At 47.4% G+C, this 24,346-nt stretch carries 24 protein-coding genes; 7 read left to right on the top strand and 17 right to left on the bottom strand.

Annotation, left to right across the window (positions count from 1 at the left end; genetic code table 11):
* Positions 1-14: 14 nt before the first annotated feature.
* The 4 genes from A9B99_RS07475 to A9B99_RS07465 all read right to left on the bottom strand — a co-directional run bounded on the left by A9B99_RS07475 (position 15) and on the right by A9B99_RS07465 (position 6,417).
* Positions 15-2,129 carry a DUF262 and DUF1524 domain-containing protein gene (locus A9B99_RS07475; protein ID WP_064596217.1) on the bottom strand — a complete coding sequence of 705 codons (2,115 nt, stop codon included), beginning with the start codon at positions 2,127-2,129 and terminating at the stop codon, positions 15-17.
* Between the two features lies 1 nt (position 2,130).
* Positions 2,131-4,986 (bottom strand): SNF2-related protein, encoded by a 2,856-nt coding sequence (locus A9B99_RS07470; RefSeq protein WP_064596215.1) that lies wholly within the window; start codon positions 4,984-4,986, stop codon positions 2,131-2,133.
* A 28-nt stretch (positions 4,987-5,014) separates the two neighbouring features.
* A complete protein-coding gene (locus A9B99_RS23115) occupies positions 5,015-5,206 on the bottom strand; it encodes a helix-turn-helix domain-containing protein (RefSeq protein ID WP_462677334.1) in 192 nt (63 codons plus the stop codon).
* Positions 5,207-5,553: 347 nt separating this feature from the next.
* Positions 5,554-6,417 carry a YicC/YloC family endoribonuclease gene (locus tag A9B99_RS07465; RefSeq protein ID WP_064596213.1) on the bottom strand — a complete coding sequence of 288 codons (864 nt, stop codon included), beginning with the start codon at positions 6,415-6,417 and terminating at the stop codon, positions 5,554-5,556.
* Between the two features lie 123 nt (positions 6,418-6,540).
* Here A9B99_RS07465 and rph point away from each other — a divergent pair, with 123 nt between their 5' ends.
* On the top strand, positions 6,541-7,257 hold the full coding sequence (rph, locus tag A9B99_RS07460; protein ID WP_064596211.1) for a ribonuclease PH: 717 nt from the start codon (positions 6,541-6,543) through the stop codon (positions 7,255-7,257).
* 110 nt (positions 7,258-7,367) lie between these two features.
* Complete coding sequence (gene pyrE / locus A9B99_RS07455; protein ID WP_064596209.1) at positions 7,368-8,009, top strand: orotate phosphoribosyltransferase; 642 nt, start codon at positions 7,368-7,370, stop codon at positions 8,007-8,009.
* A 36-nt stretch (positions 8,010-8,045) separates the two neighbouring features.
* Here the strand turns inward: pyrE and slmA are convergent, their stop codons facing one another.
* From slmA to coaBC, 3 genes are all read right to left on the bottom strand, one after another.
* Positions 8,046-8,642: a nucleoid occlusion factor SlmA gene (gene slmA / locus A9B99_RS07450; RefSeq protein ID WP_036115693.1), complete on the bottom strand. Its 597-nt coding sequence runs from the start codon at positions 8,640-8,642 to the stop codon at positions 8,046-8,048.
* A 127-nt stretch (positions 8,643-8,769) separates the two neighbouring features.
* Entirely contained in the window at positions 8,770-9,228 is a 459-nt protein-coding gene (dut, locus tag A9B99_RS07445; protein ID WP_064596207.1) for a dUTP diphosphatase, read from the bottom strand.
* Positions 9,206-10,423, bottom strand: coding sequence for a bifunctional phosphopantothenoylcysteine decarboxylase/phosphopantothenate--cysteine ligase CoaBC (coaBC, locus tag A9B99_RS07440; RefSeq protein WP_064596203.1), 1,218 nt, complete (start codon positions 10,421-10,423; stop codon positions 9,206-9,208). The genes dut and coaBC overlap by 23 nt, the downstream gene beginning before the upstream one ends.
* A gap of 185 nt (positions 10,424-10,608) precedes the next feature.
* Between coaBC and radC the strand changes: the two genes are divergently transcribed.
* The 4 genes from radC (at position 10,609) to mutM (ending at position 12,896) form a co-directional block, all read left to right on the top strand.
* On the top strand, positions 10,609-11,274 hold the full coding sequence (gene radC, locus A9B99_RS07435; protein ID WP_064596201.1) for a RadC family protein: 666 nt from the start codon (positions 10,609-10,611) through the stop codon (positions 11,272-11,274).
* 217 nt (positions 11,275-11,491) lie between these two features.
* Positions 11,492-11,728: a 50S ribosomal protein L28 gene (gene rpmB, locus A9B99_RS07430; RefSeq protein WP_036115703.1), complete on the top strand. Its 237-nt coding sequence runs from the start codon at positions 11,492-11,494 to the stop codon at positions 11,726-11,728.
* A gap of 13 nt (positions 11,729-11,741) precedes the next feature.
* On the top strand, positions 11,742-11,909 hold the full coding sequence (rpmG, locus tag A9B99_RS07425; RefSeq protein ID WP_036115707.1) for a 50S ribosomal protein L33: 168 nt from the start codon (positions 11,742-11,744) through the stop codon (positions 11,907-11,909).
* A 177-nt stretch (positions 11,910-12,086) separates the two neighbouring features.
* Entirely contained in the window at positions 12,087-12,896 is an 810-nt protein-coding gene (gene mutM / locus A9B99_RS07420) for a bifunctional DNA-formamidopyrimidine glycosylase/DNA-(apurinic or apyrimidinic site) lyase (protein ID WP_064596199.1), read from the top strand.
* A 4-nt stretch (positions 12,897-12,900) separates the two neighbouring features.
* Here the strand turns inward: mutM and coaD are convergent, their stop codons facing one another.
* The 7 genes from coaD to rfaQ all read right to left on the bottom strand — a co-directional run bounded on the left by coaD (position 12,901) and on the right by rfaQ (position 19,902).
* Positions 12,901-13,398 (bottom strand): pantetheine-phosphate adenylyltransferase, encoded by a 498-nt coding sequence (gene coaD, locus A9B99_RS07415; protein ID WP_064596193.1) that lies wholly within the window; start codon positions 13,396-13,398, stop codon positions 12,901-12,903.
* Positions 13,395-14,168, bottom strand: a complete 774-nt coding sequence (locus tag A9B99_RS07410; protein ID WP_064596191.1) for a glycosyltransferase family 2 protein — start codon at positions 14,166-14,168, stop codon at positions 13,395-13,397. The genes coaD and A9B99_RS07410 overlap by 4 nt, the downstream gene beginning before the upstream one ends.
* Positions 14,168-15,442, bottom strand: a complete 1,275-nt coding sequence (gene waaA / locus A9B99_RS07405) for a lipid IV(A) 3-deoxy-D-manno-octulosonic acid transferase (protein WP_064596189.1) — start codon at positions 15,440-15,442, stop codon at positions 14,168-14,170. Before waaA ends, A9B99_RS07410 begins: the two co-directional genes overlap by 1 nt.
* A 145-nt stretch (positions 15,443-15,587) precedes the next feature.
* Positions 15,588-16,589: a glycosyltransferase gene (locus A9B99_RS07400; RefSeq protein WP_064596187.1), complete on the bottom strand. Its 1,002-nt coding sequence runs from the start codon at positions 16,587-16,589 to the stop codon at positions 15,588-15,590.
* A 12-nt stretch (positions 16,590-16,601) separates the two neighbouring features.
* Positions 16,602-17,699 carry a glycosyltransferase gene (locus tag A9B99_RS07395; protein ID WP_064596185.1) on the bottom strand — a complete coding sequence of 366 codons (1,098 nt, stop codon included), beginning with the start codon at positions 17,697-17,699 and terminating at the stop codon, positions 16,602-16,604.
* A 2-nt stretch (positions 17,700-17,701) separates the two neighbouring features.
* A complete protein-coding gene (locus tag A9B99_RS07390) occupies positions 17,702-18,829 on the bottom strand; it encodes a glycosyltransferase family 4 protein (RefSeq protein ID WP_064596183.1) in 1,128 nt (375 codons plus the stop codon).
* Entirely contained in the window at positions 18,829-19,902 is a 1,074-nt protein-coding gene (rfaQ, locus tag A9B99_RS07385; protein WP_064596182.1) for a putative lipopolysaccharide heptosyltransferase III, read from the bottom strand. The genes A9B99_RS07390 and rfaQ overlap by 1 nt, the downstream gene beginning before the upstream one ends.
* A 147-nt stretch (positions 19,903-20,049) precedes the next feature.
* Between rfaQ and A9B99_RS07380 the strand changes: the two genes are divergently transcribed.
* Complete coding sequence (locus A9B99_RS07380; RefSeq protein ID WP_064596179.1) at positions 20,050-21,024, top strand: polysaccharide deacetylase family protein; 975 nt, start codon at positions 20,050-20,052, stop codon at positions 21,022-21,024.
* 66 nt (positions 21,025-21,090) lie between these two features.
* Here the strand turns inward: A9B99_RS07380 and A9B99_RS07375 are convergent, their stop codons facing one another.
* From A9B99_RS07375 to A9B99_RS07365, 3 genes are read right to left on the bottom strand one after another with little or no spacing between them, the layout of a single operon-like run.
* Complete coding sequence (locus A9B99_RS07375; protein WP_064596177.1) at positions 21,091-22,338, bottom strand: O-antigen ligase family protein; 1,248 nt, start codon at positions 22,336-22,338, stop codon at positions 21,091-21,093.
* Positions 22,326-23,237, bottom strand: coding sequence for a glycosyltransferase family 2 protein (locus A9B99_RS07370; RefSeq protein ID WP_082917837.1), 912 nt, complete (start codon positions 23,235-23,237; stop codon positions 22,326-22,328). The genes A9B99_RS07375 and A9B99_RS07370 overlap by 13 nt, the downstream gene beginning before the upstream one ends.
* Before the next feature lie 8 nt (positions 23,238-23,245).
* A complete protein-coding gene (locus tag A9B99_RS07365) occupies positions 23,246-24,346 on the bottom strand; it encodes a glycosyltransferase family 9 protein (protein WP_064596173.1) in 1,101 nt (366 codons plus the stop codon).

Genomic DNA, 24,346 nt, shown 5'->3' with positions numbered 1-24,346 from the left:
TTAAATTCTAAAAATTAATCTATTAGGCTCACGTCAGATCCCATTTGGCGTTCGAATGCTTGAGTAACCAAAGCCATGACATGAGATAGATCGTCTAGATTATCGAGGCCTACCTCAACATCACCGTTACCCCAACGGCCTAGATTGGTTACATCTTTACAGAGACCACGGGGGTCATCTATCTCGGCAAACGGCATATTCAACGATAAACGTAGGCGTTTCGCCTGTGGCACTACATCGACAAAATTGGTCTCGGCTTTAAAGGCGACATAGAGTTTTTTCACTTCTTCTGTTACGCATGGGTCCAGATCCAGCACCGCCTTACGGAAAACCTGATAAATTTCAGCCATTTTACCCGTCATCAAATGTGGATGATCTGCCAAGCTGTATTCACTTGTTTGGTCATTTGTTGGTCTGTAGGCGTCGATAATATCATTGGGTAATGCGACATCTACCCATACCTCAGTTGCCTTGTGGGCCAGTCTGTTAGCGCGTTTTGTTATTGCATCTTCGTTCCATATAGGCTCGGCAGCAATCCCCTCGTTCATCTTGAGAGGGCTGAATTTGAAACCAAATTCATGCTCACACTTGGCGATAAACGCACTGTTGCTGTATTCCGAATTGTACCCAGTTAAGGTTAAGTTTCCGAGGGTATGACGGTAAGTCTCCCAAATACGTTGCCAGTCATCGCCTAGCTCAGCTCGCCACACCTGTGGCAATTTTTCTGGGTTATTGTCTGCCTGCGGCATGATGTGCTCAATGGTGTAATCATCGACCAAAACGCGTTCTTTACGGCCAAAGTTTTCCATCCGCCGTAACCAGTAGCTTTTGTTGCGGAAGTTGTAGATATCTTTGGTTTGAATTTTCCTATGGAACTCCTCATCGTTTGGAAAACGGCGGTAGGATGGTAATAACAGGAAGGAAGCTTGTATGCTTTCGAGGTAGCGATCCTTTTTAAGGCCCATCCCCATCCGAGCAAAGGTTTTGTTCATGGAGTTGGTTGGGATCTCGCAAATGGCGCGTCTGAAAACATAGCTTTCGATTATACGCACAGCAGACAAAAATTCGCTGCGGCTCAAGAGTTCAGACGAGTAGTCTGAATACAACTCAAGCAAAAGTGGATAAGCCACATCAACTTTCAGTTCTCGTAAGTCTTTAAATGCCAGCTTTAACTGTTCGTCCTTCTCTTTGCCTAAGGCGAAAGCGCAGAAATACACCGCATAGTTTCTGATTTCTTTAACTAGTTCATCTACACCTTTGCTTGCAACTACTGGTCGTCTTGAATATTCCTTAAACACGTCATACACATCGCCAATTTTGGGGATCTCACGTGTTTTAACGGTAAGGAAGTGACGCATAAAGCTGTCAAAGTAGTCACTATATGCCTGTTGTCCAAACGCTAACTCCATTGGCCGCCAGTATTGTTCATACAGGTGTGTCTGACGCTCTGGCTCTAGGCCCATCAGTATGTAGTTACGGATCAGATCTGCTTGGCTCAATTCTTTGCCCGTTGAGTTCATGCTCTCAAAAATGAGCTGAGGGTTATCTTGTTCGCGATTTAATGAAATATCGACCACCATCAATTTAGCTAAGCCGCTGCATACCGGTTTTAAATCGCCCATCTTTTGCAGTTTTGATTTAAAAAACTCAAAATTTTCAACTACTCGTATTGATCTCTCGTTCGGCTGCTCCAGCCCTTTGATGATGGCTTTTAACGACAGATCGTCGGTTTGTGACAATACCAGCTTGTAAAATTTCTCGCCGCTTTCAAGTGGGTTAGTTAAGTAATAGCCTTTTAATTTTGCTTGGCTGAAATCTTCCAATGGTTCTTGATCACCAATGACTTCGGTTAATGCAGCAATTAAAAGGGTTATTGTTGTTAAGCGTTGCTGACCGTCAATCACCAAAAGCGGTGTTTGTGATGAGACGGAATACAGACCTTTTTCAACATAGACAACAGATCCCATAAAATGGGCATTAATATCATCATTGTTGCCGCTGCGAATAATGTCATCCCACAATTGTTGGCACTCTTTTTCTTTCCAAGAGTAAGTGCGCTGATAAATTGGAATAACAAATTGAGGCGATTTTTTAAGAAATTCTAATAGTTTCGCTTCGGTGGCTTTCATATTAGATCAAGCTCCATCTTATACTGAACACATGTTGTTCAGTTGTGTTCATTTGCAGCTTCTGCTCGATAATGTCGAGCAGGCTATCTTTTTTCTGTTCAACCTCACGAGCTTGTTCATCGTACTCTCGCCACGCTTCGTCCCGCTGTTTTTCCAGCTTTTGCGCTTTGCGCTGAAACGCCAGCTTTTCTGGTAAATTTTTTGAGCCCCTGATCTGCCGCTTCAAATCTTTTATCTGTGTGTCCAAGTCTTTTAGGTTGAATTTCAAACCGTTGCGCTTATCGTCAGCCCAGTGGTCGAGTTTTTCCATCTCTTGTTCGAAATAAGCAGCATAACGACCTTCAACATCCCCTAGAATCTGTTGTTTTTGCGCTTCGTATTGTTCAGACGTATCGGCAATTTCTGCTGGCCCCAAATTAATTGCATTGAGACTAAACAACCTGCGCATTTGATCTGCATTCAGCATTTCACCTTCATCGGTGACGCCGACAAAGACCAAATGCTCTTCGGTATCTGCGCCAGTAATAGCCAGCTTGTGTAAAGACAGTATGCCAGTCTGTCCAACCATTGCTTGTAAGGCGTTTACTTGCTGTGGATGATTTGTTAGGTCGAATTGCAAAGACGCCGCTGGGGTATTTACTTCAGTGAGTTGTTGAACTACCTGCTTGGCAAGAGGGTGACCTAATCGATAGACGTGGGCCTCTTCAATATCTTTGCCAATCTCATAAATTCCAAGGGGAATCGCTGGATTCGCGCCATTTGGAAGTTGGGTTAATTCAAATCGATAATTTTTACTTTGCTCTGCCAGACTGAAATCTGCATGTTCGGCAAGTACAAAGCGAGTTATTTCCCATAGCCATTGGCTGTATTTATCGAGATAAGCCTTACTCTCCTGAAGGTTAACTTTGAGCTTGTCATGTACCTCAGCATCAAAGTTTTCCAGCAGTTTTTGTCTTGTATCGTCCATCGCTTGGTTGATTTGCTCGTCCAGCTCTTTACGTAGTTCTTCAAACTGGAAAGCGATTTGCCCTGGTTCTCGACAAGTTTGATAAATTTCAACAATGCGTTGCTCGAAATCTATCCCGGATTCAATAGCTCCCAGTACACCGTCGCTAGCGCCAAAGACACCGCTAAACAAATTAAATTTCTCATCGAGTAGTTCATAAACACGTTGATCGGCTGCATTGGCTTTGTTGAGGAAGTTAATCACCACCACATCATGTTTTTGTCCATACCGGTGACAACGGCCAATACGCTGTTCAATTCGCTGGGGATTCCACGGCATATCGTAGTTCACCAGCAATGAGCAGAACTGTAAGTTAATACCTTCTGCTGCGGCTTCAGTGGCAATCATGATTTGCGCGGTATTGCGAAAGTGCTCAACCAATGCGGCTCTCATATCGGCTGTTCGAGAACCTGTTATCTTGTCTGAACCTTGATTCCGTTCTATCCACGCCTTATAGATCGCCTTTGATTGCTCATCGGTATTAGAACCGTTAAACAACACCAGCTTATCGGCGTATCCGTTTTCGCTGAGCAATCGAACTAAGTAATCTTGTGTGCGGCGAGACTCTGTAAAAATAATGGCTTTTTGCTCGGCACCGAGGTCGGTTGCTTTATCAAACCCGGCCTTTAGGCCGTCAATTAATGCCATTCCTTTTGCGTTCTCGGATATAGAAACGGCTAGTTCACGAAATGCGGCCAGATCTGCGATTTCTTCTTCAATCGCAGCAATGTCGTCGGCAGACAGGGGCTGTTGTTCCTCTTCTATCTCTAGCTCATCTTCATATTCTTCTAGCGTTTCAAAGTCTGCTTCCAGCCCTTCGAGTCGATTGACCAATTGCTCATTGTCTTTCAATTGGCGTTGTAACTTATTCGCTAGCGAATCCAGTGCCCCTGCAATTGCAAAGGTCGAAGAGGCAAGCAGCTTGCGAAGCACTAGCGTCATCAGTTTTCGCTGAGCGTTTGGCAGTGCAAAAAGGGAAGGACGCTGTAAATAATCTGAGACCATATCATACAGGGCTTGCTCGTCGTCACTGGGCCTGAATTCTTGCGTGATGGGTTGCCGGTTTGTGTACTTGACGTATTCCATCACTTGGCGACGCAAAGTGCGGTGACAAAATGGCTGTAATCGACCTTTCAGCTCACCGAATTGTTCCGGAGACGTCATCCGAGAATATTGGCTGCGGAAGGATTTTTCATCACCAAAAGCATATTCATCTATGAAGCTAACAAGGCCATAAAGCTCCATCAGGCTGTTTTGTAACGGGGTGGCTGTCAATAATACTTTGGGCACATTGGTCAATGCCGTGCGCAAGGCCCGCGCAGTCTTATTCTGTGTCTTGTAGACATTGCGCAGGCGGTGGGCTTCATCGAGAACTACCAAGTCCCAGCGCACCAACATGAGCTTTTCTGCATGTCTGGCTGCAAAAGGGTAAGAACAAATTAGAATTTCGTTTGCTTCGAACGGGTTTAAGTTGCCAGCTTTGATGGCTGCATTGAATGATTTTGCTTCCAAAATTTGTGATGGAAGAAAGAACTTCTCTGCCAGTTCTTGGCTCCATTGCTTGCGCAAGCTAGCGGGTACGACTATTAACATGCGCTTCTTGCCTTCTGCCCACTTTTGCGACAGAACAAGACCGGCCTCAATGGTCTTCCCTAGACCTACCTCATCAGCCAAAATCGCACCATTGGACAACGGTGATTTGAAAGCAAATAGCGCTGCCTCTACTTGATGGGGGTTGAGATCGACCCTGGCATCCATCAACGTTCCCGCCAGTTTTTCTATAGAAGTGGGTGAACCTCGCTTACTCAGTTCGTGAGCAAAATATTTTGCATGGTACTCAGTTATCGGCATTCGGGAATTCCTTTCTTGGATTTTCATTCTATGCTGGTGAATTTGACGCTTGAAGTTTCAGTAGGTCACCAATGCCACAATCGAACAAAAGACAGAGTTTCTCTATCGTAACTAAATCCACCTTTTGAGCTGTTTCTCTGTAGAGGATAATAATTGTCGCGCGGCTAAGTCCTGTTTCTCTGGCAACGTCTACAATACGCTTCTTTTGTTCACCCATCATGCGGGCGAGATGGCAGCGACTCATGAGCGTACACTTGGACTAACTGTCTGGTTTTAAGAACTGGATTCGATAATACCACTGCTTGCATAGTGTTTTGCGAGTTGAAGTTGAATTTTGTCGCCGAAACAGCAAGTTGTGAAGCCTTAGAACTACATCTGCAGTAACAGGATATTGAGTTGGATTAGACCTAAACTGCTAGAGGTTAGTTGTCACGGTAATCCCCCTGCATTCAGATTAGGAGAAAATTCCACTTATGCATGCACTGGTTTTTCGGGGAGATTACCGTGTTTACAATAAAAAAGCCCATATAACATGGGCTTGTGTAATTCAGTGGGTTTTGAGAGAACTTACTCGATGTTTTGAATCTGCTCGCGCATCTGCTCGATTAACACTTTCAGCTCAATGGCCGAGTTGGTCACTTCGGCATTGATAGATTTTGATGCCAGCGTATTCGACTCACGGTTGAATTCCTGCATCATAAAGTCCAGCCGGCGGCCAACCGCTTCTTTCTTCTTCAGGATGTTGTAGGTTTCTTTAACGTGGGCATCCAGGCGATCCAGCTCTTCAGCCACATCAATCCGTTGTGCCATCAGAACCAGTTCCTGCTCAAGACGGTTGTTTTCTAACTGTACGGACGCTTCTTCCAGTTTGCTCACCAGGCGTTCACGCTGCCATTTCAGAATATCCGGCATTTGTGCTCGCACTTTGCTGACTTCCTTGCTGACACCTTCCAGGCGTTGCTCAATTAATACTTTAAGCGCCTGGCCTTCGGTTTCACGGGCAACGATAAAGTCATCCAGTGCGGATTCCAGCCCACCCATGATTTCACTGGTAATGGCATCAAGATCCTGCTCTTTGGCAGACATCACGCCCGGCCAGCGCAGAATATCCAGTGGGTTGATTTCACCTTCATCACTCTGCATTTTTACCCAGTTACCGGCCTGCACCAGTTGTTTTGCCAGTTCCTCATTGAGAATCAGCTCACTCTGAGCATGGCTGTCTGGCTCAAAACGCAGGGTGCATTCGATTTTGCCGCGGGTCAGGCGTGCACGAATACGCTCGCGCACCACGGGTTCAAGACTGCGAAATTGTTCCGGGAGGCGCAGGTAGGTTTCGAGGTAGCGCTGGTTGACTGAGCGCAGTTCCCAGGAGGCTGAGCCCCAATCGCCTTTAATTTCACGCCGGGCGTAGGCGGTCATGCTACGGATCATATCAGTAACCAATTTTATAAATGGATGAGGGGATTATAGCCAGCATGCTCCCATCAGGATAGGAATAAGGTCGCGAAGTCCGTATAATGCGCAGCCACATTCGTTTCTGACCGGAGAAGACTCATGCGTCCAGCAGGCCGTAGTAACACACAAGTACGCCCCGTCACTCTTACTCGCCATTACACCAAACACGCTGAAGGCTCTGTTCTGGTGGCTTTTGGCGATACCAAAGTACTGTGTACCGCCACGGTAGAAGAAGGCGTCCCCCGCTTTCTGAAAGGCCAGGGCCAGGGTTGGGTAACCGCAGAATACGGTATGTTGCCGCGTGCCACTCACACCCGTAACGCGCGTGAAGCAGCCAAGGGCAAGCAGGGTGGGCGCACTATGGAAATCCAGCGCCTTATCGCCCGTGCATTGCGTGCCGCAATAGACCTGAAAGCGCTGGGTGAATACACCATCACGCTGGACTGCGATGTCCTGCAGGCTGATGGTGGAACACGCACTGCCTCTATTTCTGGTGCCTGTGTGGCGCTGGCAGATGCCCTGAACGCTATGGTGGCAAACGGCAAACTGAAAGCTAACCCAATGAAAGGGATGGTTGCCGCAGTATCGGTAGGTATCGTGAATGGTGAAGCAGTTTGTGACCTGGAGTATGTGGAAGATTCAGTTGCCGAAACTGACATGAACGTGGTCATGATGGAAGACGGGCGCATGATTGAAGTGCAGGGCACAGCTGAAGGCGAGCCGTTCAGCCATGAAGAGCTTCTCACGTTGCTGGCTTTGGCTCGTGGGGGAATCGAATCTATCATCGCGTCGCAGAAGGCGGCGTTAGAAAATTAATTTTCAGGCGGCCTGTGAGTCGCCTTTTTTTTGCCCGCGGGTTGGCGCATTGTGGCAGAGATGTCCCACCTGCGTGCATGAACAGAATTGCTACAGTAAGGAGCGAATCCATGAAACCGTATCAGCGCCAGTTTATTGAATTTGCGCTTAACAAGCAGGTATTGAAGTTTGGTGAGTTTACCCTGAAATCCGGGCGTATCAGCCCTTATTTCTTCAATGCGGGGCTGTTTAATACCGGGCGTGATCTGGCACTTTTGGGGCGTTTCTATGCTGAGGCGCTGGTGGACTCCGGTATTGATTTTGACCTGCTGTTTGGCCCGGCTTATAAAGGGATCCCTATTGCGACAACCACTGCTGTCGCATTGGCGGAACACCATGAGCGGGATGTGCCTTACTGCTTTAACCGCAAAGAAGCAAAAGACCATGGTGAAGGGGGAAACCTGGTTGGCAGCGCTCTGCAAGGCCGGGTAATGCTGGTAGATGATGTGATAACTGCAGGTACAGCTATTCGTGAATCAATGGAGATTATTCAGGCGAATGGTGCGTCCCTTGCCGGGGTGCTGATATCGCTGGACCGCCAGGAACGTGGGCGTAGCGATATTTCGGCTATTCAGGAAGTGGAGCGCGATTACCACTGCAAAGTCATTTCCATTATTACCCTGAAAGACGTCATCAGTTGGCTGGAAGAAAAGCCAGAAATGGCTCAACACCTGGCGTCGGTTCGTGAATATCGCGAACAATATGGGGTGTAAACCTCACCAGTAAAAAGGGCCTTCAGGGCCCTTTTTTTAATTCAACTGAGCGGCCAGCAACGGCCAGCGCGCTTCGAAATCATCTGTTGGGTGGTAACGAAATTCGCTGCGTACAAAGCGTGACAGCATGCCTTCGCAAAAAGCCAGTAACTGGCTGGCTAACAGCGTTTCATCTACTGTGTAGCTTTCTCCTTCACGCATTTTCCGTTCCCGCATCACCTGGCGCAGTTGGGCTTCAATACGTTCAAACAATTGATTAATACGCCCCTGTAACCGGTCCTGTTCAAACATTAATGCATGGCCGGTAAGAATGCGGGTTAACCCTGGGTTGCGTTCGCCAAACCCCAAAATAAGCAGCACGATCAGCCTTAAACGCGCGGTGGTATCCTTTTCATCTTTCAATATCAGGTTGATACGAGTGATAAGGCTGTCTTCGATAAATTCGATAAGGCTATCGAACATGCGCGTTTTGCTGGGAAAATGGCGGTAAAGTGCGGCTTCAGAAACACCCACCGTGGCAGCCAGTTTTGCTGTGGTAATACGTTGGCTGCCATCACTTGATTCAAGCATTTGGGCCAGCGCCTGCAGTATTTCGTCGCGACGATTCCTTTTCGCCGTTTGTTTTTCTGCCATGTTCTAAAATACCCCTGAAATAAGCAATGACCAGGTAATGCCCACACATTAATCCTGACCCGCAGGCTGATTTTCCTGCGGGGCCATCATCGAATTACTGATGTCTGGCGGGGCTGTCCCTGGATTATTATTGGCGGCCAGAATGGCCGAAACCGCCTTCTCCACGATCCGTAGTGGCAAAATCTTCAACAATATTAAATTCAGCCTGTACGACCGGTACAAAAACCATTTGTGCCAGGCGCTCACCGGGCTCGACAGTAAAAGTGGTTTGCCCACGGTTCCATACCGATACCATTAACTGCCCCTGATAATCGGAATCAATCAGGCCAACCAGGTTACCCAGCACAACACCGTGTTTATGACCAAGCCCGGAGCGCGGTAAAATTACTGCCGCCAGCGAAGGGTCTGCAATATGGATAGCCAGCCCGGTCGGCACCAGTGTGGTTTGCCCGGGGGCGAGGTCGAAAGCCTCATCAAGACAGGCGCGCAGATCGAGCCCGGCGGAGCCAGAGGTGGCGTAAGTTGGCAAGGGAAATTGCTGGCCAACACGCGGGTCCAGAATCTTAACGTCGATTTTTTTCATCATAACGGGTAATGATCTCGTCCAGTAACAATTGACCAAGCTGGGTTTTGCTGGTTAACGCCAGCGCTTTATCCCCATCTTGCCAGAAGAGGTGCAACGCATTCATATCACTATTAAACCCCTGGCCTGCAACAGAAACGTCATTTGCGCAGATTAAATCCAGGTGTTTGCGGGTTTGTTTTTGCCGGGCATATTCTTCCACATTACTTGTTTCGGCAGCAAACCCGACAACATAAGGGCGGTTTTCCGTTAACCCGGCCACGCCAGCAATAATATCCGGGTTTTTTACCATTTTTATGATCAACCCGTCTTCATCACTTTGTTTTTTTATTTTCTCCGCAGCGATTTGTTCGGCGCGGAAATCGGCGACGGCGGCACAGCCAATGAAAATTGCCTGCTTTTGCACGGATTGCTGCACAATCGCATTCATTTCCTGCGCGGTTGTTACGTCAACACGCAGTACGCCTTGCGGAGTGGGGAGTGATACCGGCCCGCTGACCAGAGTGACATTGGCCCCTCTTTTTGCTGCGGCAGCAGCCAGAGCAAAACCCATTTTCCCGGAACTGTGATTGGTAATATACCTTACGGGATCCAGGGGTTCACGCGTTGGGCCTGCTGTTATCATGATATTCAGATCTTTCAGGTCCTGGCTGTGGCTGAAATGTTGCTCTGCCATTTCAACTATTACCAGTGGGTCAAGCATTCTGCCTGGCCCTACATCGCCACAGGCCTGGCTACCACTATCCGGGCCCCAAATAAGTAACCCACGTTCGGCCAGGCGTTCAATATTTTGTTGGGTAGCTGTGGCCCGGAACATCTGCTGGTTCATGGCCGGGACGACGGCAACAGGGGCGGGTGTCGCCAGGCACATTGTGCTGACCAGGTCATTTGCCATGCCGGCAGTCACCCGGGCAATTAAATCAGCTGTGGCCGGAGCCAGAATCACCAGGTCTGCCCACTTGCCCAGCTCAATATGCCCCATTGCTGCTTCTGCTGCAGTATCCAGCAAGCTTTCTGATACCGGGTGCCCGGATACGGCCTGCAGAGTGAGTGGGGTGATGAACGCTTTTGCCGCTTCGGTCATAACAACACGCACTTCTGCGCCATGGTCGCGCAACCTGCGTACCAGTTCAGGGGTTTTATAGGCAGCAATGCCGCCACTAATACCCAGGACAATTTTTTTACCGGACAAGCCCATGGTGATGTTCCCGTCTGTATGAAAATAAGATGCGGCATGTTACCACAAATCATGCAAACGAGGTTTTACTGCCCTTGATTCTCTGCGTACAGGCTCGCAGCCAGCGTATTGTCCATTCGCCAGGAAGAGATGCTGGTGGCATTGTGGCACCGGTTTGACGTGCAGGCGTGGCAACAGGAGGTGTGATGGAGAATGTGGCAGGGCTTCCCCCGCGAGAGAAACTCATGAAATATGGTGCGAAAGCGCTGACGGATGTAGAACTTCTGGCATTATTTTTACGTACTGGCAAGCGTGGTGTGCATGTGCTGACGTTGGCACACCAGTTACTGGTTCATTTTGGTTCTCTCAGGGCTTTATTAAGCGCTGATTTGGCTCAAATTCGCAAGGTGGGCGGAATTGGGGTGGCGAAATATGCCGAACTGAATGCGATTACTGAGTTGGCCTGCCGCTTTCACGCATCCGCTCTGGCGGAAATGGATACGCTGAATAATCCTCATGTTGTCCGGCAGTTTTTACAAAATGAGCTGGCATCAGAGGAGCGGGAAATTTTCATGGTGTTGTTTTTGGATAACCATAACAGAGTGATTGAACATCAGAGAATGTTTTCCGGAACACTCACCCATGTTGAGGTTTATCCGCGCGAAGTGGTGCGCCAGGCCATTAAACTTAATGCAGCGAGTGTTATTTTCGCTCATAATCACCCATCGGGCCGGGCCGAACCCAGCCGCGCTGACCAGTTAATCACCCAAAGGTTGGTAGAAAGCTGCCAATTTATGGATATTCGTGTGCTTGACCATCTGGTTATTGGGCGTGGAGAGACCGTTTCTTTCGCAGAAAGAGGGTGGATTTAGGGCAATTTACGCGATCCTCCGGGATCTTTATTTGTTCGGGACTTGAGCACATCCCTGAGTCAGCGTATACTACGCCACCTTTGAGAATCTCGGGTTTGGCAATTGGGCCTGGCATCACGAGTTCACATTGAACCGGAAGACCAGGCCAGCACAGGCCTGACGAGGCTGCCGATACCCTTTACGAAGCTCGAGCTAATTTGATTTTTGGAGAATAGACATGTCCCGAGTCTGCCAAGTTACTGGCAAGCGTCCGGTGACCGGTAACAACCGTTCACACGCACTGAACGCGACTAAACGCCGTTTTCTGCCGAACCTGCACTCTCACCGTTTTTGGGTAGAGAGCGAGAAGCGTTTTGTAACCCTGCGTGTATCTGCTAAAGGTATGCGTGTAATTGATAAAAAAGGCATCGAATCAGTTCTGTCTGATCTGCGTGCCCGTGGCGAGAAGTACTAAGAGGAATTAAATCATGGCTAAAGGTGTTCGCGAGAAGATCAAGCTGGTTTCTTCTGCTGGTACTGGTCATTTCTATACCACCACGAAGAACAAACGTACTAAACCCGAAAAACTGGAACTGAACAAATACGATCCGGTTGTTCGTAAGCACGTTGTATACAAAGAAGCTAAAATTAAATAATTTTAGTGGCTTTGTGAGAAACGGTCCTTCGGGGCCGTTTTTTTATGCCTGGAATTTCCCACCTTCAATCCCCATATCATCATGGTGCTGGCTTACATGTTGGTGTCTGTTTGCCAGATGCGTTTGTGAACAGGTTTTGCCGCCACAAGGTAAAACTGAAAGACCAAAGAGGATGCCATGCCCGAATTACCAGAAGTTGAAACCAGCCGACGTGGAATTGAACCCCATTTAGTGGGCGCGACGATTCAGTTTGTTGAAGTTCGCAATGGACGCCTGCGCTGGCCGGTTTCTGATGAAATTTATCGCCTGAGTGATGTGCCTGTACTGAGTGTGCAGCGCAGGGCGAAGTACCTGCTACTGGAGCTCCCTACGGGCTGGATAATCGTCCATCTTGGTATGTCTGGCAGCTTGCGTGTCTTGCCGCAGGATGCGCCACCAGAAAAACATGACCACGTTGATGTCATTTTATCTAACGGTAAGTGCCTGCGTTATACCGACCCCCGCCGGTTTGGCGCGTGGTTATGGGCTTCAGAGCTGGAAGGGCACCCTGTGTTGGCTCATTTAGGGCCTGAGCCGCTCACAGAGGTGTTTAATGCTGAATACCTGTATCAGAAAAGCCGAAGTAAAAAAATCGCGGTAAAGCCCTGGTTGATGGACAACAAGCTCGTAGTGGGAGTAGGGAATATTTATGCCAGTGAATCACTCTTTGCTGCGGGTATACACCCGGACAGGGTGGCACATTCGTTATCGCCAGAGGATGCGAAACGTCTGACTCAGGCAATTAAAGCGGTACTGGCCCACTCAATTGAGCAGGGCGGAACAACACTGCGCGATTTCCTGCAAACGGACGGTAAGCCCGGGTATTTTGCTCAGGAATTGCAGGTTTATGGCCGGGCAGGGGAATTATGCCGCCAGTGCGGGACAGCGATTAAAAGTGGTAAACACGGGCAACGTACAACTTTTTGGTGCCCGTGTTGCCAGCATTAAACCCTCAGGGAGCCGGGTTGTTAGTGTTTATCTTTGCTAACAATGCCTGATGCACATTGGGAGGCAGAAAAGCACTGACATCGCCATGATGCCTCGCCACTTCTTTGACCAGTGATGAAGAGATAAAAGACCAGTCACGCGATGGCATCAGGAAAATGCTTTCAAGCCCGGGCATCAGGTGGCTGTTCATATGAGCGAGTTGCATTTCATATTCGAAATCAGCCACAGCGCGAACGCCTCTCACCAGTACCTGAGCATTTTGCAGGCGGGCGAATTCTGCCATTAATTCACTGAACCCCATTACCTGGACATTGGACAGATGAGCAGTAGCGTCTTTTGCCAGTGCTTCACGTTCAGCCAGTGAAAACAACGGTTTTTTACCGGGGCTTGCGGCAATAGCCAGGATCAATGTGTCGAACATCCTGGATGCCCGGGTGATAATGTCGATATGACCATTGGTTATTGGGTCAAATGTGCCGGGGTATATCGCGCGTACACTCATGGCTGTTTTTCCGTGTAACCGTGGTTAATAGCCCATAATTCAGCATACTTGTTAAAGGTATACTGTGCGTTAACAACTGCAAGTATCCAGCCTTGTTTTCCATCCAGAACACCTCCCCGCAGCAGTAACGTCTTCACAAATGCCCCAATTGTATGGGTGAAAATACTGATGACAGAGGTTTGCTTACCTTGTTGATGCCGTTCATGGGCCCAGGTGGTGGCGTACTGCAGTTGTTTGGCCTGAAAGGCACCCAGGTCGCGGCAGGTGAGGTGGATAAAGTCACCCTGCAATCGGGTTTGCGGCGCACCGGGAGCATCCAGTGACTCATGTACCTGGTTGCCGTTGTACTGGTACTTCTCCCTGGCATACAGGCGGGTTACACGGTCTGGATACCATCCACTATGGCGCATAAAACGCCCCAAAAACAAGTTACGCCGGTTGATGACATACACTGTTTCATCGGGCGGGTTATTCAGCACCGACTGAATTGCTGATTTTAATTCAGGTGTAACGCGCTCATCGGTATCGATCATCAAAACGTAGTCGCCCGTAGCGTAACCCTGGGCGCGCTGGCGTTGAATGCCAAACCCTTGCCAGTCGGGTGATGAATGCACAACAGCACCGTGAGCGGCGGCAATCGCCATGGTGCTGTCGGTACTGCCTGAATCCAGCAGAATCACTTCATCAGCCCAGTCTACTGATTTCAGGCACTCTTCCAGCGTATCTGCCGCATTACGGGCAATCATAACAACGGATAACCGGTATGCCATTAGTGGCTCCGCTGAGGAAGATAAGGTTGAAGGAGTTGCAACAGGCGTTGTAATGCACCCTGGTTTTGATACAGCACTTCAACGGCATGTCGGCCGTACCACAGACGATAGTCTTCGTCGTTCAGCAAGCCGGAGACCGTTTTGACCAGTGATGCAGCATCGGTGACGGTTATCAGGCCATCTGCCTGCTGTAACCTGGCACAAATATCCTTGAAATTAAAGGTATGTGGACCCATCAGCACTGGAATTGCGTGTGCTGCAGGCTCCAGCGGGTTATGCCCACCACGTTCCACCAGGCTACCACCCACAAAAGCCAGGTCGGCAATACCATAGAGCAGCATCAGTTCGCCCATGGTGTCACCAATCACTACCTGAGTGCTGCCTGACGGGATCTCACCCGTGCTGCGTAGTGTGTAACTGAACCCGGCTTTTTGCGTCATTTCTTCGGCATCGCGGAAACGTTCCGGGTGGCGGGGCACCAGGATTAACAGTAGGCCTGGAAAACTTGCCAGTAATTGACGATGTGCTTCCAGAATAATTTGTTCTTCGCCATCGTGGGTGCTGGTTGCTATCCACACCCGGCGGCGTGGAGCCCACTGGCGGCGTAGTGTGACTGCCCTGGCAGCCAGTTCTGGTGTAACGGAAATATCGAATTTCAGGCTACCGGTAATGGCAAGATGGCTGCGTTTGAGGCCTAATTCCAAAAAACGGTTACCGTCTTCGTCGTTCTGTGCCGCTATCAGGGTAATTTTGCCAAGAACCCGCCGAATGAAGCCACTGAGCTTACCATAACCTTTTGCTGAGCGTTCCGACATACGGGCATTCGCCACCACAAGGGGAATTTTGCGTGCGTGCAGGGCAGAAATCATATTCGGCCACAACTCTGTTTCCATCACAATGACCAGCCTGGGACGAACTGTATCCAGAAAGCGGTTCATTGAACCGGGTAAATCATAAGGCAGGTACACATGGTGGACATCTTTGCCAAATGCAGACATAACCCGTTCAGACCCGGTTGGCGTCATGGTGGTAACGGTAATGGGTAAGGCTGGGTAACGGTGGCGCAGAGCACGCACCAGCGGGATGGCTGCCAGTGTCTCACCCACGGAAACTGAATGCAGCAGGATACCTTCTGGGGCGACTTTCCCACTGCAAAAACCATAGCGTTCGGCCCAGCGTTTCCGGTACGCCGGGGCTTTACGGCTGCGTAGCAGAAGCCTTAGCCAAACAAATGGCTGAATAAGGTAGAGTAGAAAGGTATATAGTAATTCCAAACTAATATCCGGTTTTTCATTTATTGCCGGGGCAAATTCTAAGCATTTACCCTGGTTAAAGCTATTTTTATTGACGCTATTACGAATAACGCCAGGGCTACGAGTGATGGGCTGATGCCCTGGCAATGCTCAGTAATTATGCGAATCAGGCCGGTGACTGTAAAATTTTACGTAACCGGAAATAGCGACGGCCTAAGCGCCAGCGTAGCCGTAGGCTGTGTGCGTTGCGCCACACCAGTTTCCACACACCCGTATCGAAAAATTCTTGCACTATCATTCGTTGTTTTTGTGGGTCCTTCATATTGAAGAAGGTATGCAGAATACCCAGCCCTTCTTTGGCAATTTGCCAGCGGCAAGCTGGAATATGTTGCACTTTTTCCGGGTAGCGCTGATTAATTTCATCCAGCATCTGCAAAATTTTCATGTAATGGCGGGCTGAGCGGATCAGTGTGTCATCGTTGTCCGGCATATGCGAAACCGACGCTGAGTGAATGTAATAATCATAAAATTGCTCGTCAGTATACTGCACACGATCCGCCGCCAGCAGTACCTCTGTTGTCCATGGAATATCCTGGTGGCGCAGGCCGGGCTCAAAAGAGAAATGATGCGCACGAATGAAATCATGGCGGTAGAGGTTAAGCCAGGTAACATGCAGGAACTTCCGGGAGTCGAGAGCTTGTTTTAGCCATTGGGCTCCGGTGAGCACGCCGGTTGACTGCAATTTGTCTTTTGGGAAAATTGGCCTGCTCGGTTTTTTATTATTTTCCCAGATATAGTTACCATTGCAGGTAACAACATCTAAATTTCCTGTCTGTGCCATATCCAGCATACGGCGGTACATACCCGGGCGAAAGTAATCGTCAATATCCGGGAATGACAAGTAAAGCCCTGTTGCCTCTGCCAGGCCAGTATTACGTGCTACAGATACGCCCTGGTTTGCCTGATCAATAATTTTCATGTTGGCAAACTGTGGCTGCCACTGGTGAATAATATCCACAGAGTTATCAGTTGAACCATCATTCACCATGATAACTTCCATATCATCAATAGATTGTGCCGAAAGACACTGGAAAAATTGTTCCAAAAAAGCGGCGCCATTGTAGACGGCGACCACAACACTGAGTTGTGGGCATGTAGCGTGGTGCATAAAATACCTGATTTAACGTTGTGCCAGTGTAAGGTAGTGCTGGCAAATGGTTCGGATACTATAATTCTCAATCGTATCTGTATTGATTCTGGGAGGTGTTTCCCAGATATCCCTCATTGCCCTGGCAAGATCGGCATCATTCATTTGTGCCAGCCCCCGGGATAATTCACCAGTTAATATCTCAGAAGGCCCACCAGGGCAGTCGGTACTGACCGGAGGTGTCTGGCAGATAATCGCTTCAACCAGTACATTGCCAAACCCTTCGCAATCTGAGCTTAACACGAGCTCTTTGGCATGTTTAATCCATGGATAGGGGTTAGTTTCAAACGATTTAAATAGCACCCTGTCTCCAACACCGGCATTGACCGCCAGTGATTTAAGATACTCGATTCTGTCTGGGGAGCCTTTCCCCATTAATACCAATGGAGCCTGAATACCACTTTTAGCATAGGCACGTATTAACCTGTCATGGCGTTTAAGCTCATGAAAACGCCCTACGTGAATCAAATATTCCTGGCCGGAAAACTCACAAGGTTGCAGGGCCAGCGCCTGAATATGCGCGATATCAAAAGGGTTATAAATGACGCACTTGCGGGATGGTTTAATCGCCAGATTTTCTGTCAAATCATCCAGTACGGCCTGCGAAACAGCCACAATTTGCGCCCCCCGATACACCCGGCAGATTTTTGTCATTTTCAGCCAGCGCGAGAAACCCCGCTTGTGCGCCAGATAAGAAAACGAAAACATGCCGTGGATGCAGAACCAAAGTTTATGGCGTGGAATCACTTTCGTATAGGAAACGATACGGTCTGTTTTGTGCAGATGAGAGCAGATAAGATCAAATTCCCCGCCTATTTGCTCTGCTGTCTGGTAAGCATCATCCAGTAGCTGAGCGCGCCGCTTTAGCTCAGTTAGTTTACGCCAGGGTGTGCGGCAGGTATCCTGGATAATGTGAAAATCAACGCCGTCAGGAATGGTGTAATCACAAACGTCGCGCAGTGAAAAAATGGAGACACGGTGCCCCATTTCCAGTAATCCTCGGGCCAGCGTCAGCACTGTTTTTTCGGCCCCACCACCGGGTAGCCCATCGATAATCATCAGGATACGCATCATCATTCCAGTAAATTTTTATACAGCGTAATTAATTGCTGCGAAAGCCTTGCCGGTGTCTCATTTTTAACCCGGACACGTGCAAGTTCCCCCATTTTGTTGTCGTTATTCAATGATGGTATCGCACTTACAGCTTGTGTTAGCTGGTTGATATCCAGTGCACCACAAATAAACCCACTTTCCTGATCTACGATAAATTCAGAACCACCACATGTTGGGGTGGTTATGACAGGTAAACCACACGCCATTGCTTCGAGAATGACATTTGGGAATGGGTCATATTTTGTTGGTAATAACAACCCATCAGCGGCCTGGTAAAACGGTAATGTTTGTTTTTGTACGCCCATAAACCGAATTCGCTCCAGGCATCCCAGAGACTGAGCAAGTTTCCGGTACTGTTGTTCATTTTTATCTTGCCCAACAATGAGCAAATAACGGTTAGTTGGGGCTATGGCCTTGATAGCACTGGCTAACCCTTTACGATCAAATCCGGACCCAACAAAAACCAGTACGACAGCCTGGTGAGGTATCGCTAAATTATCCCGCAATGCCTGGCGCTCGTCTGGTGTCGCAGGTAAAAACCGGGAGGAATCAATAGCATTATAGATGACGTGTATTTTTTCTTCCGGAAAACCAAAAGTTTCTATGATCTCCCGTTTCACCATTTCAGCATTACAAATAACGGCACGCAGTTGCGGTGACTGATACATCGCTCGCTCGGCAGCAACAACATAACGGTGATACCGATCGTTCATCAATAATGCGCGCCGCCAGGCTGGTAATGTTTGTGCGCGAAGGGTTAACCAGCGTTGATGTACGCCATCGCCAGCCCGGTAAATATCACAACCGGCAATTCGCTCATGGCTTTGTACCAGATCAAATTTTTCCTTCAGCCATAGTTCTCTGGCCGAACGGGCAAACCCTCGCTCACGGCTAATGCGTCCCAATTTGGCAGGGTTGCAAATGTGAATGTGCCAGTTTTCATTTCGTTCACCCTGCCATTCCCGGGTGATAACATTTAACTCCAGATTCTCGCCTTCCAACGCTTCCAGCGCTCTGGAAACGAAACGCTCAGCGCCACCATCCGGGCGATATTTTTGCCTGACTATGGCTAAACGGTATGGTTTCATCAGAGATATTTCCTTGCTGCATTAATAACGGCCTCTGCAGGAATGGCATCCAGATAGCGTTCGCTGGTGTGTGTATCTATGGCATCAGGGTCTGGCAATGGACCGTAGTCGCCAGCCCAAATGACCTCTCCTGTTGCTTGCCAGGGGCGCCAGAATTGCAGTTTGGAAGGGCCAAATAGCGCGATACATGGGGTATGTAAGGCAGCAGCCATATGCATGGGAACCGAATCGACCCCAATGAATAATTTTGCATGGTCAATCAATGCGGCTAATTGCTGCAAGGTTAATTCACCGGCAAGGGAGTAAACGCCTTCAACAGGGCAGTTTGCCTGGATTTCAGCGATCATTGCCCGTTCTTTTTCATCTGGCCCTGAAGTGAGAATAATAGGGAAACCTTGTTGTTGTAGTTCGCAAATGGTTTGCGCCATTTTTTCTTCACTCCAGCATTTGAAAAACCAACGAGAGGTCGGCTGGATAATGATATACGGCGCTGAAACATTCAGCGCTTTTAGTTTATTCTCGACGGCCTGCCAGGCGGTTGGGGGCCAGGCCATTTTGACATCACTGACTGTGGGAATAGCAAAAGGTGCAAAAATGGACAAATTCTGCTCTACAGTGTGCATTTTCTGGTGCCCGGAAACGGAGGCCAACTGGGTATGGCAACAGGACCAGATATGCCCTTTGCGCTTGTTGAAGCCGAAACCAATACGTACTGGCGCGCCGGTGAATCTTGTAACCAGAGCGCTACGCCACTGGTCTGCCAGGTTGAGTACCAGATCATAATGCTGCTTACGCAGTTGCTTTAGCAGTTGCCATTCTTTGGTAAGATGTTGGCGAGTCCCCAGCTTTTTCCACTTCCGGTCAATGCCATAGATGTGATTTATAGATGGCAGAGCGGAGAGCATCTCCCGGGTTTCTTCATACAGCAGAACATCAATAGTTGCTTGCGGCCATTGAGCCCGAAGGGTTTCCAGCACGGGTGACATCAGCAGCATATCGCCATGGTGGCGGAGTTTAATGACCAGAACGCGGATATCTGGCTTGCCCACAAATGAAGAAATCGATGTGCTCATAATATCTTTCTGTAGTTTACTTGTGCCAATTCTAATAGACGTGGCCTGGTGTGGCTATCATTCCCCTCTATCAATCGAGTATTGTTGGCGTTAACAACACTTGTGCGTAACATTAGCAACATACTTTCAATGGACTCCTGCACTGTTATGAAAAAACCGGCATTTATCATCACCATTGATACTGAAGGGGATAACCTTTGGCAAAATCATCATCAAATCACTACGGAGAATGCCAAATTTCTGCCGCGTTTTCAGTCTCTTTGCGAGAAATTTGGTTTTAAACCCGTCTGGCTGACTAACTATGAAATGGCGGTTGATCCTGTCTACATTGAATTCGCTTCCGATGTGATTGCTCGTGGGCAGGGGGAAGTGGGGATGCACCTGCATGCCTGGAACAGTCCACCGGATTATGATCTCACTGGAGATGACTGGCGTTATCAACCCTATCTTATTGAATTTCCCGATTCAGTTTTACGGGAAAAAGTCTTGTTTATGACCCGGTTGCTGGAAGACACCTTCCAGACCAAAATGCTCAGCCATCGTGCAGGGCGGTGGGCTTTTGATTCACGTTATGCTCAGCTTTTGATCGAGTCAGGATACCAGGTGGACTGTTCGGTTACTCCTCGGGTTGACTGGCGTTTTACTCCGGGTGCCCCAAATGGGCAGGGTGGGACTAATTACCGAAACTTCCCAACCAGCGCTTATTTTATTGATCCTCAACAGATACACCAGGCGGGCGAGTCTTCATTGCTGGAAGTGCCAATGAGTATTCAATATAAGCATTCTGCCTGGCTGAATATTTTGAAACAAGGGTATGATAACTTGCGTGGAAGGAGACGTAGTCCTTCGGTTTACTGGTTACGCCCTGATGGGAAAAATCTTGAAACGATGAAAATGGTAGCATGTGATACCCTTGCACAGGGAAATGATTATGTTGAATTCATGCTGCATTCATCTGAGTTTATGCCTGGAGGTAGCCCGACATTTAAGGATGAAGCTTCTATTAACAAATTGTATCACGACCTGGAAGAATTATTTGGCTGGCTCGCTGAACGCACACAAGGGATGACACTGGCTGAATTTTACGCCAACCGAAAACGTGCTACTGCATGCCCTGTATAGTGGAATATATACTTGCAGTATGACAATCCGCACTATCAGTATGCGGATTGTCTGTAGATCTGAGAGCTATTGTATATCGAGATGAGAATTTGCTACCGGTTGAACAGGATTAGGCGTTTCCCGGGGGAAAAGTAGCCCTAACGAAATAATAATAATGTAGAATTGAATAGCTTCTGAACTGATTAACAGCACATCAGTAATGCCATACAAAATCATAAAGCCAGCGCTGAATAATAAAACAGGCAACTGTCTCCTTATACCGGTGTAAATCAGCATTACGTAGAAAAAAAGTAATGATAACCCGCCCATTAATCCCTGTAATGACAGGCTGTCAATAAACTCATTGTGCAAGTGAATACTCAGGTAATGGAGTGAAGACTGGTAGTGTGGGTATTGTTTTACATACGCTATAGTGGTGTCTGCGCGCGTTCCCATGGACTGACCTGCAGGGTGCTCTACAAATGCATGTACACCAACTGCCCACATAGAGAATCGGGCACCCAGTGAGGTATTATCGTTGCCTTCCTGATAATCACTCACTTCGTTCAGCGTTTGGTCTATTTTGGGTTTAATATAAGGCTTGTACAATGCTGCAAAACAAACAGCAACAAGAACACTGACGATAAGCAGTGATTTAATATGAATTTTTCTAAAGTGGTATAATGTCAGGCATGCAACCATGAATAAATAGCAAATCATAGCCGCCCGGGTGCCAGTGAGGATTATGAGACAATAAGAAACTATAATAGTGGCGCCTGCAATTATATACCCAATTTTGCTACGTAGTGTATATAATGCAAAAATAATAAAAACTGAAAAAGTGGAATAGACATAAGCGGCAATTGTTGGGCGGTTAATCCCCATTTCTACCCGGTTAATATGGTTAAACGCCTGAAAGAAGCCATAAGCAGTTGCAGATACAAAACCACAGAAAAGAATGGCTAATCCTATGTTTTTATACTGTACAGTCCTTAATTCTTTTATAAACTGCTCAGCATAAAATACTAAAAAACCACCAAGAAGTAGTTTTTTGCCACCATCAAGGTAATCATTATAAAAATTTAAATCTCCATGTTTTTGTTGGAAGAGAAGATACCAACAAATTTTAACCAGACCCAGGATAATTATCGGGAAAGAGATGCTGGAAAAAGAAAATTTTACTTTTCGAAAGTTGAGTATCAATCCTAACAGGCTGCAATAAATAGCTATATAGAACAGATTACGCTGATACCCGGAGCTGATAAGTGCAACCGATACCGAGGCTACACTAAGAAAATAAATCATAAATAACAGAGATTTATTCAGTTTTTCCATAAATATTTTAGGGCCTTTTTCTTGTAGCTGAACCTGACATTGGGTGACAGAAAAAAACTGAAAGAAAAGAGAGATTGCACCTGACGTGAAACGGCTTCAGTTTGTGCTTCTGTTAGCCATTGCTTTTGTTTAACCAGGATATCCAGCCAGTGGCAAAGAACCAGACAATGAAATTTGCCAGGGAAGATGTTCTGCATCTTTTCTGTACAGATAATCAGATTTTGGATTTTAACATTATCGAGATCATTGGACAGACTATTTTCCCGCTTAATGTAGTAATAATGTCCTTGCTTTTGAAACCAGATGTTTTGAGAGCGCATGACTATAGCGGGGAACACAAAAAAATCCTCATAGCAAGTCATGGGGGCTATTGGTTCAGCCAGGTAATGGGAACGAAGAATAAACTGCCCAATAAGGTGTGCCTGGAAGTCTTTATGAATCAGAAAACGCCGTATTGTCTCATCCCGGGACAATGCAACAGGAGACAATCCAGGCCAGAAATGTGTTATTTTTGCCGGATCCCGAATTTCTTCCAGATGGGTTAAAAACATATCAGGAGAATGTTTTCTGAGAAAAGGAACAATATCATCAAGGCTATTTTTGATTAATAAATCATCACTGTCAAGCATCGTAATATACTTGCCTGAAGCCTTTTCAATAGCCGCCTGACGGGTTTTCCCGATATTGCAGAATTCTACATGAAGTGATAATACCGATATACCAGGAGGCGCGAAATTATCAATAATTTCCTGTGTTCCGTCAGATGAGCCATCATTTACAAGAATAATTTCCACTTCGTTTGCAACCGTACGGCTGGCATCCAGTAAACTTTGCAGTGTTTCTGATAATGTCTTTTCACCATTATGCGCGGCAATAATAATGCTCAGAAAGGGTGCCATATCTCTACTCATGAATGTGAATAGCGGGTGTGATGTTCATTAGAAGTACAACTTGCAACAAAATTCTCAATGGCGTCCAAATCATCTCTACTCAGTGCAAACAGCTCTTCACGAGGTTTATCAAAGTAGTAGCGTGTTTCAAACACAAAAGATTTTATATTGGAATCATCCCCAATAAGCAAAACGTTACCCAATGGACGTTGCTCGTGAGGGCAACAAGGACCATATAACAAAATAACTGGTGTGCCTACTGCATCCGCAATATAGACATTGCCGGAATCGGAGGCAATGTAGCAGTCCATTTGTGAAATAGCCCATGGAACATCTTCAAGGTCAATTTTACCAATCATGTTAACCAGATTGGGCTTACTTTCCGTATGACGCATCAGGTCGTCAAGCCAGGGTTGTTCATTGCTGGCACCAAAAATGTAATAAACGCATGGCATTCCTGCCAGTTTATCGAAAATGAGCGACCAGGTAGCGGGGGGAATAGTTTTTGCTTTGTTGCCTGCTGAAATACTCAGACCTATTTTTACTGCACCTGTTAAGTCAAATTCAGGCGCGTGATTTGCGGGATGGTAAAGTGGGCGTGTCGCGTGTTTGGGCGCATCTTGCCAGGTCAGGGATCTGTCTGCCAGTTTGAGGTAATTTGTCACTGTCAGCGACATTTTGGTGTGTTCAACCACACCTTTAGCTGTGGTATAGAAAATCCCGTGATACCAACGGCGCGTATAAATAGATAAAAACTGTTTATCAGGTGCGTTACAGACCGCTGCAAAGAATAAATTAACACTATTTGGGTGTAGTAAATACACATGTTCGTAGCGGTTCATAAGATAAACGGCAAAGCGTAATTTAGCGGCCAGTGACTGTTTTTTTTGCTCAATAAAATAGAGTGTATCTATAGTATTGTCGCGTTGTGCCAGTGGTGCTATCACAGAGCTAATCAGTACATCACTTTTCCCGCACCATGCCAGTAATGGCGTCATATTGACGAAATCACCAATTTTCGCGGTTTGGATGATGAGTGTTTTGCCTGTGGGTTTATAAAACAGCTTCTTAAACAGTTTTACAGGTATAAGCAGAATAAAAAGGAATACGTAGCTCAT

Source organism: Mangrovibacter phragmitis, from assembly GCF_001655675.1.
Classification (GTDB): domain Bacteria; phylum Pseudomonadota; class Gammaproteobacteria; order Enterobacterales; family Enterobacteriaceae; genus Mangrovibacter; species Mangrovibacter phragmitis.
This window is presented reverse-complemented; position numbering and strand designations above follow the sequence as displayed.